Genomic DNA, 15,398 nt, shown 5'->3' with positions numbered 1-15,398 from the left:
CAAGCTACATACTAATCAGAAGGAAGTGTTTCCTATTATGTTAAGCAAGAGATACAAGAAATGGATCTCTAGCGTTCTACTGGCAAGCATGATGATGGGCTTGTTGTCCTCTGTAGGCGTTGTTGCGGCTGCAGACGAAAATACCGTACCGGAGCTGTTTGTCTCCGAAATTCATCCCGACGTTGCGGGTACGGATGATTACGAGTTTTTCGAAGTATACAATAACTCGAACAAAACCATTCGTTTGAACGATTATACATTCCTGTACCGTTATCCGGACCCAACGGCTTCTCCGGATGCAACGTTCAGCTTTGGCGAAAAGACGTTGGATCCGGAGCAGGTCATGGTGTTCTGGTACAATCCAAAAAACTTTGTTCTCACCGATTTTAATGCCAAATACGGCGTAAGCTTGACGGACAGCCAGATCGTCCAGGTTACGGGCTTTAATGGCTTCTCTAATACGGCTGACCGCGGGGTTGTCATTAAAAACAGCCAAGGAACCGAAATTTCGAGTTCCAGCTATACAGCCTCCACCGATGTTGGCGCCGGTCTCGGCGACCACTACCTGCTGCCGGCAGCAGGTGGCGTGCAAACCGACAAATTTGCAGTGAAGTCGGCCCCAACTCCAGGCACACTGGCACAGGGACAAATTCCTGCGGTTCACTACCAATTCCCTGAGGGCCCGGTTAACCAGGCTCCGGTTATCACTCATTCCCCGGTAACGGAGGGAAGCAGTGAACAAGACCTTGCTATTACGGCGCAAATTACGGATGCCGATGATACGGCTACGGCGGCGGTCTTTTATAAGAACTCGTCCGACGCAACGTTTACCTCGGTACCGATGACGAATACGGGAGGCTCGGATTTTTCCGCGGTTATTCCAAAGGCTTCTCTTACGGCAACCGAGCTGCAGTACTATATTGAAGCTGCTGACGCGGTTAACCATGTAAAGTCTTCCACTTATACGGTTGCCATTGAGCAGCATAACTTCGACTACTCGAAGGTGCCTCCCATGCTTATTACGGAGCTTGTACCGGACAGTGCAAACCTGTCGGGTTCCGATGCTTACGAGTTCGTAGAGGTGTACAACAATACGACACGTCCGATCTCGCTGAGCGAGTATAAGCTGATCTATCGTTACACAAACTCCGCGACAGCGGACGCTGTATGGGAGCTGCCAAGCACGGCTGTTATTCCTCCGCTTGGCAATGTGGTGTTCTGGGTTATGAACGGCGTAAACAATGAGCTGAAAGCGGATGATTTCAACGCCAACTATCATACAACCCTGGTAGAGAATACGAATCTGTTCCGCATCGATGGCGGCGGCGGCATGGCCAACGGCGGCCAGCGCAAAATCGTACTCGCGTCGAAGACCGGCAAGGAAATTGCCGAAGCGTTCTACGAGAACGATGCGCAGACGGTAGCGGACAAAGGCATTTTCTATCAATATCCGGTTGACGGCACGAATCAGATGAAGCTGTTCAGCGCAGGCGTCACTGCCGCAACTCCTGGCACGGTAGAAGCGGCTTTGCTTCCGGAGCAGCCGGCTCCTGCCGTTAATAAGCTGCCGGTTATCGAGCATACGGCACCTGTCTCGGGCAGCATCGATAACGATCTGATGGTGCAAGCAACCATCGCTGACCCGGACAGCGACGCCGTAACAGCATCGTTGTTCTACAAAGTAGGCGATGCAGCGGACTACGCCTCCTTGCCGATGTCGGCGGGAGAGAACAATGTATTCTCGGCGAACATTCCGAAGGAAGCTTTCACCGATTCCCAGCTGCAATACTATATTCAAGCTAACGACGGGATCGATACGGTCAAATCGAACACCTACACGGTAACGATTGAGCTTGGCAACGTAGATTTCTCGAAGCTTCCTCCTCTGATGGTGACCGAGATTGTTCCGGACTCCACAAACGTAGGCACGGCGGACGGCTACGAGTTTGTCGAGATCTACAACAATACGGATAAAACCGTTAACTTTAAAGACTATAAAATTCAATACCGTTACACCGCTTCGGGACCGGATGCCGACGTGGTCTGGCCAACGGATTCGGAGGACCTGCTTATTCCTTCGAAAAAGACGCTGGTATTCTGGGTCATCAACAGCCAGAACAAGCAAAAAACGGTTGCCGATTTCAACGCCAATTATGGAAGTAACCTTGTAGAAGGCACGGATATCGTCAAGATGTACAGCGACGGCATGGCTAACGGCGGCGGACGCGGCATTGTTATCGCGACGAATACGAAGACGGAAACCTCGGCCGTTTATTACGATACGGACGCAGAGACTGTCGCGAACAAAGGGATTTTCTACAAATATTCGCAGGCCGGCAGCACGCAGATGATCAAATACAGCGCAGGTACGGAAGCGGCAACGCCGGGTACCGTAGCTCCGGTTCAGGTGCCGATTATTACGGTTAAGACACCGGTTGATACAACAAGCCCTACTTACAAGGATTTGACGAATACGCCGGAAATCGACAAATCGAAAAACCTCTCGATCGTTGCGGAAGCAAATGACGAGAACAAGGTTAAATCCGTAGCTCTTTATTACAAGAGCAACCTGGATACGCAATATACAAAGCGTTACCTGGCGGAAAGCTTCGACGATACGCTGTATCACTACACGATCTACTCGCCGGAGCTGATCGGACGCGATTACATCGAGTATTACTATGTAATCTCGGACGGCCAGAACGAAGTGACATCGGAGAAGTATCGTACGAATGTGACTGGAAATACGGACCATTCCGATCTGCGCCTTAACGTGAAGGACGGCGATTTCCTTGCCGGAACGAAGGTAGTGAAGGCAACTGCGGAGAACGCGCCGGCTTCCGAGCTTCACTTGTCCGTTGACCGGAACGAAGCGACGGAAGGAACGTACAGCGCGGTTGAGCAGGATGCCTACTTCGCTTTCGAAGCGAATGGCGTTAACTACTACTTCAAGAACGGCGTGACGATGGGAGACGAAATTCTGTCGATCTTCCTGGATCCGATCAACACCTATACAACGCTGACGGTACCAATCGCGGCGGAACGCCTGAAGGGCGGAAGCAACGTTATCTCCATCCGTGCAGGTACTAAGGCATCGCCGTTTGATGACCGTCCGGAAGAGAACAAGGATGATTTTACCGTACGTAACGTAAGGCTTGTATTCGCGGACGGTACGGAAATTTTCGACGAGCGTTACAAAAACCGGGATACCGTTATCTCGATGGGCGACAGCAGCGGTAAATTCCCGGTTATGGACTTCAACTTTGTTATTCCGGATGAGCTGCTTGCATCGAAGGCTTACGCGCTTGATACAACTAAGCTGACCGATGGTGATCATACGGTAAAAGTGAGCCATTCCGAGTACGGTGAGAAAGCTGCCGTTGTGAAAGTGGATAATACGGCGCCAACGATCACAACGACTCTTCAAGAAGGAAAAGAGTACCGTGGTGCTTTCACCATTAACGCTACCACTAACGATGCGTTGTCCGGCGTGGATAAAGTGCAGGTGTGGCTCGACGAGACGCCAATCACAATCCCGTATGCAACGGCATCCAAGGATTTTACGGGCGGAGAGCATGTATTCAAGGTTCAGGCAACGGATAAAGTCGGCAATGTTGCGGTGAAGGAAGTTACCTTCTCCGTACCGGACGAGAATCCGCTTAAGCCGGAGCTGGTCTCTCCTGCTAATGGCGCTTCCGGTACCGGCAGCAATCCGGTTCTGGCTGTGAAGGTAAAGGATCCTACAAATGACAAGATGGATGTTTCCTTCTACCGCGGATTTAAGTATGACGGAGCAAATAAGGACGGCTTCCAGGGCTTCCGCAATGCAGCGGATGTCGAACCTCCGAAGGAAGTAGCTCCTGCGGGTGAACAAGCGATGAGCGCGGAAGATTATGCGCTGATCAGCGCCGCTGACGGTAAATACCTGACCGATGACTCCACGGATCAATTCCCTTATCAGCGGTTCCAGGTACAGCTTGATCCTTCCGTGAAGAATACGGATCAGATTGAATTGAGCTGGAAGGGCAAATCGCTGGAAGGCCGTAAAGTCAGCATGTATGTATGGAGCCCGTCCAAACAACAATGGATTAGCGTCGATTACAAAGTAGCTGGCGCAACAGACTTTACGCTTGGCGCATGGGTTACGGCTGGCGAATACGCGGATAATAATACGCTTCAGGTAATGGTGCAGGACGAGCTTCCGGTATCGCAGGAAAACTATGATTTCTCGTTTGCCTGGATGTCCGATACGCAGTATTACTCGGAAAGCTATCCGCATATCTACGAGGATGTCGTGAATTGGATTGCCGACAATAAAGAGAAGAACAAAATCAAATACGTGATCCATACCGGCGACATTGTCGACGACGCGGATCAAGAATTCCAATGGAAGCGTGCTTCCGCAGACATGAAGGTGCTGGAAGACGCCAACGTTCCTTATGGCGTGCTTGCCGGTAACCATGACGTTGACCATCAGCTTGGCGCTTACGATTACTACTGGAACTACTTCGGGGAAGACCGGTTCAAGGATCAACCGACTTACGGCGGTTCCCTGGATAACAACCGCGGTCACTATGACCTCGTATCCTCGAACGGCAACGACTTTATTATGGTATACATGGGCTGGGGTATCCGCGATTCGGATATCGATTGGATGAACGAGGTGCTGGCGAAATATCCGGACCGCAAAGCGATTCTGAACTTCCATGAATTCCTGCTTGTATCCGGCAACCGTGCCCCGATTGCGGATAAGATTTTTGAAGAAGTCGTGCAAAAGAACAAAAACGTATTTGCCGTCCTTTCCGGCCATTACCATGACTCCAAGCTTCTCGTAAGCGAACTGGATGACAATGGCGACGGCAAGACAGACCGCAAGGTTTATCAAATGCTGTCCGACTACCAAGGCGGTCCGGAAGGCGGTCAAGGCTATATCAAGCTGCTGCAGTTCGATATCGCGAATAGCAAGATGTATGTAAAAACGTACTCGCCGTACATGGACGACTATAACTTCTACGATCCAAGCGATGCGACTAAACAAGAAGAGTTTACGCTCGATGTTGATTTGAAACCGCAGGTGAAAGAGGTTTCGACGGACTACATGGGCGTTAACGTCTACTCCGATCAGCCGATCGGCAAGGTAGATCAGGTAACAAGCGGAGAACAGGCGTCCGTGAAGTGGAGCGGCTTGAAGGCGAATACCAAATACCAATGGTATGCGGCAGCCGAAGATGCTTACTCTGGCAAGACATTGTCCGACATTTGGAGCTTTAACACAGGTTCCAATGGCGATACCGGTACAACCCTGCCGCCTGTGGAAGTGCCTGGCGGATCCGGTAACGGTGGGAAGAAACCGGAGCAAACAGACAACGGAGTCAGCATTGACGGCACAACAGCCGGTCAAACGTTAACCGTATCGGCTAAATCTTTGAACGAAGCGATCAAAATGATTGCGGGACAAAAAGGCCAGACGGTTACCATTAAAGCAGATTCCAAGCAAGCCGTAAGCGCGGAACTGCCGGCTCGAGTGCTGCTGGACGCGCTCAAGCAAGCACCAAATCTGACGATTTCGGTTGTCATGGGCAACGCAAGCTATGATCTGCCGATTCGCGCTCTTAACCTGCCAACGACAATTGGCACTGACGCTTCGATCGTAATCAAGATTAATCAAGCGGACAGCACATTGTCGGGCACGATGAAGGACAAGGCAGCTAAAGCCGGCGTTAAGCTGATTGGTACTCCGGTTGAGTTTAGCGTCATCCTTCAAGCCAACGGCAATACTAAAGAAATTCATGATTTCGGCAAGACATACGTATCCCGTACGCTCGACATCAATCAGACTTTGGATGCTTCGCATTCCACAGCCGTGATGTATAACGAGGCGACTGGCGCGTTTACATTCGTACCGGCAACCTTCAAGAAAGTGAACGGGCATACGATTGTAACCATTCAACGCAATGGCAACAGCATTTATGCGGTTGCGCAGCTGAACAAGACCTTCAGCGACCTGAGCAAGCATTGGGCGAAGGCGGATATTGAACTGATGGCGTCCAAGCTAATTGTCAAAGGCACCAGCAATACGAAGTTTGCTCCTAACGCCGTTGTAACGCGTGCTGAATTTGCGGCTATGGTTGTCCGTGCGCTTGGTATCTCCGAAGATCAAGCAGCGGCATCCTTCAAGGATGTAAGCAGCAAGAATTGGTTCGCGGGCGCGGTAGGCGCAGCGGTGAAAGCAGGTATTGTAAAAGGCTACGATGGCAATAGCTTCAAGCCGAATGCTTCGATCACCCGCGAAGAGATGGCGGTTATGATCTCCCGTGCTCTCGTCTTTGCAGGCAAACAGCCAGCCGGCGCTGCCTCGCAGCTGAATGTCTTCAAGGATAAAGCTTCTATTGAAGCTTGGGCGAAGCAGGCAGTAGCGCAAGCGGTTGAAGCGAAGATTATCGAAGGCAAGACGGGCGGCAATTTTGCTCCGGGCAGCAAAGCGACCCGCGCGGAAGCAACCGTTATGCTGAAGCGACTGCTCGAGTACGTGGATTTTATTTAAAGTAACTTTATAAGCCAGCCCCTCGTCTAAGACGGGGGCTGTTTTTTTGGCTTTATATGGTAGTATGGTGAGCAGGATTAAGGAATAGGAGTTGTTTTCTTATGATGTCTAAAATAACTGCAGCGTTTATTGCGATAGGCTTGTTGCTCGCAGGCTGCCAAAGCAATAATCCTAATCAGGCGGACGCTGAAACGACATCAATGCCGGCGCCGGTATCCCCGGCAACAGCTGAACAAACCGCTGAACCTATAGCATTTAAGGAAGATCCGCCGGATTCTGCTTTCGATCAAATCGACAGTTTGATTCATCAATATCAGCAGAAGCTGGTTCAGGCGATCGATACAAATACATTCTCCGAGGTGGAGCCCTATCTGGCTCCGGGCAGCAGTCTCTACGAAGCGCAGAGCAAGCTTGTTGCGGATCTGTATTCGCGTCGAATCACAGAAAGTCTGATTACCTCTACTATCTATGGCTATACGGACATAGGGAATGAAATTCAGATCGAGGTAACCGAGAGGGTGAAGATTGATTACCCGGACAAAGGGGCAAGAGTACAAGACTTCAATTGGCTCTATACCGCTAAGCAGGTGGACGGCAAGCTTAAGCTCAGCGGGCTTAAAGAATGGACGACTTACGACCAGGATATGGAGCAGAGGAGCGGTGCTGTAAAAGGGGACGGCTATTATGCGGAGATGCTCTTTGACAACTATCCGGCGATTCTCGAGAAAGCCATCCGTACGCTGGATTTAACGGATATTCGAAGAATATCCGGCAGCGATACCGTATTCGAACAGCAGAAAAAGCTGATCAGCTGGTTTCGCAGGACGGGTGAGGATGTTACCGTTACCGCCAAAACGGTTAAAGAAGATCCGATTCGACAATACGGCATGGAATTAAACTTCGTAGACGGCTATAAAGGTACCGGAACGCAAATGGTTTATTTTCAGATAAGTGAAATTCGTGAACATAACGGTTTTGGAGGCCGGGCTGTTATTGATTATTATTCCGATCGTGAGATTGATGATGCTTTTGCAGCAGATCCCCAAGCCGTTATTCGCTATCACTATATCCGCATTCATCCGGACATGCCGGAATATTTGCTGAAGATATACGGCCGTGCCGAGGGCGAGCATATTGAGGACCAAACTTATCATGCCAATAAAATAGAGCTGTACGATGGGGACCGCTTACTGCAATCGATTCCGCTAGAGACAACCGATACTTGGAATGGTATGAGTCTCGGAGCTGAGGTCGAAGACATGAATTTTGACGGTTATTTGGATCTTCGGATTCAATCGTCGATTCCAGCAGGGCCAAATACGCCTTATTTGTATTGGTTGTGGAATCCGGAAACATCATTGTTAGAGGTCAATAAGGAACTGGAGGAAATAACGGCACCGGAGTTTGATTCATCCACGCAAACCATTCATTCTTTTAATCGGGATAATGCTGCCGAGTATTCGGATGTTTACTATCGTTACATTGAGGGCTCGCCTGTAGTTGTCCGAAGCCTGATACACAAATTCGATGACGATCAAGTACTGTGGCAGGTTACCATCAACGAGCTAATTAACGGAAAAATGCAGGCGACAGGGCAATATGAGGAAGCGGATGAGTAACGACGAGTAGGCGGAAAGTATGATATACTTTCCTAACCTAACGATTGTTGAAGGGAAGACGGTTCCGTGAATAATTCGGTTCAAATAAAAGCGTTGAAACACGGTGATCTCCTGCATTACGAATGGAGCACCGATCTGCTGGAGGAAGGGGACGGCTACGTGTTTGTCCTTGGCCGATACGGCAGGAAGCTTCAGCATCATACGAAAAAATCAGTGTTTACCGTAAACAACTGGTCGATCGAGTTTTTCTCGAGCAAGCATTGGTTTACCGTCAGCGCGGCTGTTGTAGACGGCCAAATTAATGAATATTATTGCAATATTAATCAGCCTGCGCTCATTAACGGCAGTGAAATTTCCTTTGTTGATTACGATCTGGATCTTGTCCAGCGCGGCGGCGAGTGGATGGTTATAGATGAAGACGAATTTGCCGACAATGCGATTAAGTTCGGATATTCGGAGCAGCTGATGAAGCAGGTCAGGGAAGAGCTGGCCGGGCTGCAGACGCGTGTTGCGGAGCGGCAGTTTCCTTTTGACGGAACCATTGAACGGTTAATGGCCCGAATTCCGGACCAGCAAGCAAATGTTACAAATCCGACTGTATAAGAAGGAATTTAGCGCGGAATGTAGAAGTATTCTAGAAATTATTCCACTACTACTATGGACGTTAAGGATGAAGAACGATGCTTAAGGATAAAATTTTGAACAGACAGGCGGGCATTATTACTTACGGCATGACTCCGCCCAAATCAAGCCATACGCCGGAGAAGCTGGCCGAAATATCGGAAAAGCAATACGAGCGTCTGAAAAATCTCGATATTGACGGCCTGATCCTGTACGACGTTCAGGATGAAGCGGACCGGACGGATGAGGAGAGACCTTTCCCGTACCTGGAAGCGCTGGATCCCACTTCGTACAGCAAGAACTACCTGAACTACTGGAAGGTTCCCAAAATTATTTACCGCGTGGTGGGCAATAACTCGGAAGAAAGCTTCGCGGAATGGCTGAAGCAGGATGCCGAAGAGGACCGCTTCTCGGTCTTTGTTGGTACTTCCTCGAGCAAGCAGCAGACTACGATGAAGCTGCCGGAAGCCTACGAGCTCAGCAAAAAGCTGAACGACCGCTTAACGCTGGGCGGCGTCGTTATTCCCGAGCGTCACATGAAGAAGAATGACGAGCATCTCCGCATCAGGGATAAGGTAGACGGCGGATGCAAGTTCTTTATTTCTCAGGCGACTTTTAATGTGGAAGCATCGAAGAATATGTTGTCCGACTACTACTATTATTGCCAAGAGCAGGGCATTGAGACCGTGCCGATTCTATTCAACTTAGCGCCATGCGGTTCACAGAAAACGCTTGAGTTCATGAAGTGGCTGGGCATCAGCATTCCGAAGTGGCTGGAGAATGACCTGATCAAGTCCACCGATATTTTGGACAAGTCGGTTGCGCTGTCGCTGAAAATCTTCGAAGAGCTGTTTGAGTTCGGCATCGAGAAGGGCATCCCGATTGGCTGCAGTATCGAAAGCGTATCGACGCGCAAAGTGGAGATTGAGGCTTCGGTGCAGCTGGTGAAAGACATTAAAAATATGATTGACCGTAAACTTGGCGTTCACGCCATTGTATAAACAAAAGGCCGCTGTTTGAGCGGGAGCTTGTTAAAGCCCCGCTTGAACAGCGGCTTTTTTCCTCTTATATCCTCCTTTTTCAATGAAAACCTATCCCCTTTATGCCTGTCATCTAGTAGGGAATATCCCATTTTATAGGGTAATTTATAGATCGAATGTTTAAATGCCAAGACTATATCTATACCAACAAGTCGTATCGTCAATTCCAAAGCTAATGATGCACATTTTACGCTAGTAATAATTATTAAATTCATAAATAAATATTACTGCCTAAAATTATATGAAATATATAATACAAACGATTATCAAATAAATAATTTAGAATATTAACCCGGAATAATCAATGAAAATAACTTGCATTTACTATTTCTTTAAATGTTTTTTACATTCGCAAAATTATTCTACTCTATTATGATGCAGAAGCATTAGGTAGAGTAGGAGGAATCGGGAGTGAAGAGAAGTTATAAGCTGACAAACCGTATGTTGGCCGTCGTGACGTTGTGGACATCCGTAGCAGCGTCCGGCGGTTATTTCATGGTGCAGCAGGCTAATGCCGGAACATCCGCCGAGAACGTGTTTGCAAGAGCGGGAGTAACCGCAACCGCAAACGGTTATGTATCGGATGCTTTTGCGCCTTCCTTGGCCATTGACGGACACAGAGAGAGCGGTGAATGGGTATTCCAAGGCAACGACGGTCTGCCAACGGCGGACAATCCTTATTGGCTGGAGGTGGATGCCGGCACGGAGGTCAACGTAGAGAAGTTTATCGTTGGACATGCCGGAGCAGGCGGCCAAGAGGAGCAGTACAACACGAAGGATTTTACCATTGAGACAAGCGATGACAATGTCAATTGGACTCCTGTCGTAACGGTAGCCGGCAACACCGAGGACACAACGACGCATGAGCTGGATACGCCGGTGACGGCAAGGTACTTCAAGCTTAACATTACGAATCCGGGTGATGTGGATGCCGATACGGGCTTTTACGTTGCACGGATTTACGAATTTGAGGCTATTGGCTTCGATCGAAGCGAAGCAGCTCCGGAAACGCCTGACAATACGAATCAAGAGGCAACTTCGGATTTGGCCGCAGCAGCTTCCGAAGCGCAGGGCTTGCTCGGCGAATATTACCTGAACTCAGGCTCGGGCAACAACTTTGCATTTGGCGATTATAAAGCGACAACGGTAGATCCGCTTATTAATTTCACGGATTTGAACCCGGTATTAAAAGGCTGGACGGGTGTCGAGGACAACGCAAACGTGCGGTGGACCGGCCAAATCATGCCGCCGGCATCCGGCGACTACACCTTCTACATGATGGGTGACAACGGCTTCCGGGTATGGATTGACAACAAACTTGTGATCGACCATTGGGTGAACGATTGGGATAAAGAGCAGACAAGCACCCCGGTTACGCTCGAAGGCAACCGCAAGTACGATATTAAGATCGAATATTTCGAGGACTTTGGCGGTTCCAACCTGTATCTGCGCTGGTCAACGCCAACGCTCGCCAAGGAGATCATTCCGGGCAACGCATTCTATCTTCCGGTTGAATATACAGGCCCTAAGGCGGCAAGCGTTGCCGCTGACGGAAGAACCGTATCGCTTAGCATGCTCTCCGGGCTTGGCGAGCTGCCGGCTGACCTGAATAATCACCTTACCGTCATGGCTAACGGCCAACCGGTATCCGTACAGCAGATTGCAGCCGGCGAGGATTCCGCAAGCTTGACGGTTAGCCTGGCGAAGACCGTTCTGCCTGGTCAAACGGTATCGCTAGCTTATGACGGTCAAGGCAATCTGAACTATGCGGATGGAACAGCCGTTAAGGCTTTTGCGTTTAGTCCTTCCAACTTCTCCGAAGTCGTGGACTACTCGCCAATCGCAATCGCGATGTCGCTCTATGGCAGCGCGAAGACGAACCGTTCCTTTGCCTGGTATACCCCTTACGACCGTCCGCAAAGCGCGCCAACGAACATTAAGGACAGTATCGTTGAGATCGTGCCTGCGGCGGAAGGATTTGATTCGCCGAATAAAATCCGCGTAACGGGCAAGCCGGAGGATACGCGGGTTCTCACGAATTTGAAAATTACAAGCAGCACGACGGGCTCGTTCATCAGCCATAAAGTACTGGTTGAAGGACTGACGCCGGGCACGGCGTACAAGTACCGCCTTGGCGCCGACGGCTACTGGAGCGAGACGGGGTCTTTCACGACGGAGAGCGATAACGAGAACAACTTCAACTTCTTGTATCTGACCGACTCGCAAGGCTCCAATTCGCAGGATTACGATGTTTGGGGCAACACGATGCAGCAAGCCATCACGAAGTTCCCGGATGCGAAGTTCCTGCTGATGACCGGCGACCAGGTTGATGCGGGCGCACTTGAATCGCAATGGCTGGATTACTTCAAGAAGCCGCAGTCGATTCTGATGAATCTGCCGCTGATGGCAGCTGTCGGCAACCATGAAGGTCCGTACAACGATAACTACTACTACCATTTCAACTACCCGAACGATTCGATCAAGAACCCGCTGCCGCCGGGCAGCGTGTACGCGTATGACTACGGCGACGCGCACATTATGGTGCTTAACACGATGGATATCGGCTGGGACGATGCGCAGAAGGAATCCTTCGAGCAGGAGATTGAATGGCTGAAGCACGAGGTTGCGGCGACGGACAAGAAGTGGAAGATCGTAGCGTTCCACAAAGCGATCTATTCCGTGGGCAACCATGCGCTCGACAGCGATATTCTGGCCCTGCGTCAAAAGATGTATCCTATCTTTGACGAGCTCGGAATCGACGTTGTCCTGCAAGGTCACGACCATACGTTTATGCGTTCTTATCAAATGTACGATAACAAGCCGGTTCAGAACGTAGAGACGGATGCGCAAGGCAGAGCCCTTAATCCGGACGGTACGCTCTACATGATCAACAACTCGGCTGCAACGAAGTTCTATGATGTCAAAGACGGTGTTGACCGCTTCTACGCCGCGGTGTTCAAGCAGCCGAAGAAGGCGATTTTCTCCGGCGTCAGCATGACGGATAGCAGCTTCACCATCGATTCCTTTATGACGGGCGAGACGGATCCGTTCGATACGTACACGATTGTACGCGAAGACGAGAAGCCTAAGCCGGTTGAGCAACTGGAAGTAAGTAAATCGGAGGACGGCAAACGGACCATTACCTGGAACAAGCCGGAGGATGACGGAGTCAGAGGCTTCCGTATTTACGAGAAGAACGACAAGCTTGGCTTGAACTGGAATGCGTATATTCCAACGGTTGCAGGCCAAGACAGCTACCAGTATGTCGTAGACAAAACAAATCTTGACCAGTCCTACCAATTCGTCGTGAAGGCAGTTAACAAACGCGATAACTCGGAAGCGAAAATCGCAACAAGCGCGGGCAACCAGCCGGCTGCTCCTACAGCTCCGGTTGTGGACGACGCGCATAACACCTTTGGCTGGACTAACGCAAAAGGTTACGATGCCGTAACCAACTACGAATACAGCGTAGATAACGGCAAAACCTGGAGCCCGGCTACGGCTAACCCTCAGCCAATCGCCGATGGCGACTTTGCCGCCGGAGCGGTGCAGGTTCGCGTCGCGGCGAATGAATCGCTTGGCATTATGGCCGGTACGCCTCTCGTATCAACGAAGGCATTCACGAAGAACGATACCCGGGATACCTTCCTTCTTACGGGTACAGTCGATCGCAAGGAGCAGCTGAAGGTCAGCGTTAATGTGGAGCAGCTCAAGGACTACGAGGATGAGGCTTATGTGGTGTTCCAGTTGATGAAGGGAACCAATCCGCAGCCGATTCTCGTCAGCGCCGTACCGCTCAAGAAGACCAAGCTTGCGATCACACAGTATTTCAATGAGACCGGTGAAGATTACAAGGTGAAGGTGTTCGTCGTGAACAAGTTCGACAGCAAGAACGAGACTCCGGTTCAATTAGCAAGACCGATGCTGTTCCAATAACGGCTGGAAAGAGAGGATAATGTGCAGTGAAAAAAGTTTTGGCAGCCCTACTGGCGTTGTGTATTGTTGTCCTGCCGGCAACCGGCTACGCGGCTGCAGCAGCCTTCGCGCTTAATATTAGCGCGAAGGAAGTGCTGCGCGGCGGGGAAATTACGTTCTCCGGAACGGCAGGGGACGACGTAGTCCTGAAGATTATTCGTCCGAACCAGACAACTTTCTATATGGATGTTATCGAGCCAACTAACGGCACTTATACCGCAACCATTACCATTCCCGAGACGCAGGATTTTGCTCCTTGGGGCGTGTATAACGTTGCGGCAACCAGCGGCTCCTCTACGGTGAACAAGAAGTTCTCCGTTGTTGAGAAGCTTGGCGAAGGCGGCACGGATCCGGAGGAGCCTTCCAATCCGGGTAACGGCAATGGTAACGGAGGCACGGGAACAACGCCTCCTGCAACGACCATTCCTGCCGATGCAGGCGACTCGACTGGCTCTACGATTAAGCCGGAGCTTGGCAAAGACGGCTATATGTTCGGCAGCGGCACTTTAGCTTCCGCCATTAGCAGCGCGCGGGGCTCTATTACGGTAGAATTGCCTGCAGCGACCGGCGATGCGGGGAGCGCGCTGAACTTCCCGGCAGAGACCTTGAAGACGCTGAAGGACAAGAATCTGGATCTGATTGTGACTTCGGGCAGCTCGACCATCCGATTCCCTGCAGGTTCAATCGGGACATCCGATACATCGGCGAGCTCGCAGGTTCGCATTGTCGTGAATACTCTTCTGACAAGCGATGCGAAGAACGCCGTTAACCAAGCGCTTCAATCGAACCCGGACTACGTGTCGACGGGCGTTGTGCTTACGGCAACGATTCAAGTGATCAACGGCAGCAGCGTGACGGAGATTCACAATCTGGACAAGCCTGCCGAAGTAACGCTTAAGCTGACGGACGACCAAGCGAAGCAGCTCCATTCCGGTCTGGCTGGCGTTTATTACGTGAACGGCAAGCAGCTTGACTATGTCGGCGGCAAGCTTGAAGGCAATACGTTCAAGTTTAATGCCCGTCATTTCTCGACGTATACCATTCTGGAATACAGCAAGACCTTCGTGGACGTGCCGGCTGGCCATTGGGCGGAAGCAGCTGTGAAGTCCCTGAGCGCGAAGCATATCGTATCCGGCGTGGACCAGCAGCATTATGCGCCTAACCGCAACATTACGCGCGCGGAATTCGCGACTATGATGATGCGCGCCGTGGATTACACGGGTAAAGAGGCAGACGCGGCGGCAGCCAATCCGTTCAAGGATGTACCGGCTGGCCAATATTACACCGATGCGGTAACGCGCGCGGCTTCGCTTGGCATTATGTCGGGCTACGGCGGTTCGTTTAGACCAAACGATCCGATTACCCGTGAAGAGGCTGTCGTTACGCTTGTACGGACCGTTAAGTACTTTGAAGTAAAAGATACCGGCAAAGGTGCGCCGGCATTCGCGGATAAGAAACAAATCTCGGCTTGGGCTAGCGCCGCTGTCGATCAAGCTTGGAAGCTTGGTTTAATCGAAGGCGACGGCAAGCAGTTCCATCCGAAAGCTGCTCTGACACGTGCGGAAATCGCCGTTATGATTAACCGGCTGATGCCGTAAG

General features: G+C 50.6%; 6 protein-coding genes. All 6 read left to right on the top strand.

The window, feature by feature from the left end:
• Positions 1-37: 37 nt before the first annotated feature.
• The 6 genes from PJDR2_RS23570 (at position 38) to PJDR2_RS23545 (ending at position 15,397) form a co-directional block, all read left to right on the top strand.
• Positions 38-6,544, top strand: coding sequence for an S-layer homology domain-containing protein (locus PJDR2_RS23570; RefSeq protein WP_015846234.1), 6,507 nt, complete (start codon positions 38-40; stop codon positions 6,542-6,544).
• A 101-nt stretch (positions 6,545-6,645) separates the two neighbouring features.
• The gene (locus PJDR2_RS32090; protein ID WP_015846233.1) at positions 6,646-8,163 is read left to right on the top strand and encodes an XAC2610-related protein; all 1,518 of its coding nucleotides are present in this window, start codon (positions 6,646-6,648) and stop codon (positions 8,161-8,163) included.
• A 66-nt stretch (positions 8,164-8,229) separates the two neighbouring features.
• The gene (locus tag PJDR2_RS23560; RefSeq protein WP_015846232.1) at positions 8,230-8,766 is read left to right on the top strand and encodes a DUF402 domain-containing protein; all 537 of its coding nucleotides are present in this window, start codon (positions 8,230-8,232) and stop codon (positions 8,764-8,766) included.
• Positions 8,767-8,843: 77 nt separating this feature from the next.
• A complete protein-coding gene (locus PJDR2_RS23555) occupies positions 8,844-9,785 on the top strand; it encodes a methylenetetrahydrofolate reductase (RefSeq protein WP_015846231.1) in 942 nt (313 codons plus the stop codon).
• 450 nt (positions 9,786-10,235) lie between these two features.
• On the top strand, positions 10,236-13,760 hold the full coding sequence (locus tag PJDR2_RS23550) for a PA14 domain-containing protein (RefSeq protein WP_015846230.1): 3,525 nt from the start codon (positions 10,236-10,238) through the stop codon (positions 13,758-13,760).
• A gap of 26 nt (positions 13,761-13,786) precedes the next feature.
• On the top strand, positions 13,787-15,397 hold the full coding sequence (locus tag PJDR2_RS23545) for an S-layer homology domain-containing protein (RefSeq protein ID WP_015846229.1): 1,611 nt from the start codon (positions 13,787-13,789) through the stop codon (positions 15,395-15,397).
• The last annotated feature ends 1 nt before the right edge of the window (position 15,398 follow it).

The organism is Paenibacillus sp. JDR-2 (genome assembly GCF_000023585.1).
In the GTDB taxonomy this organism is placed as follows: Bacteria; Bacillota; Bacilli; order Paenibacillales; family Paenibacillaceae; genus Pristimantibacillus.
Note: the sequence above shows the minus strand (reverse complement) of the source record. Positions and strands in the feature narration are given on the sequence as shown.

Excerpts from the sequence above, each read along its gene's own strand:
- PJDR2_RS23555 (WP_015846231.1), top strand. The coding sequence starts at position 8,844 with ATGCTTAAGGATAAAATTTTGAACAGACAGGCGGGCATTATTACTTAC.
- PJDR2_RS23570 (WP_015846234.1), top strand. The coding sequence starts at position 38 with ATGTTAAGCAAGAGATACAAGAAATGGATCTCTAGCGTTCTACTGGCA.
- PJDR2_RS32090 (WP_015846233.1), top strand. The coding sequence starts at position 6,646 with ATGATGTCTAAAATAACTGCAGCGTTTATTGCGATAGGCTTGTTGCTC.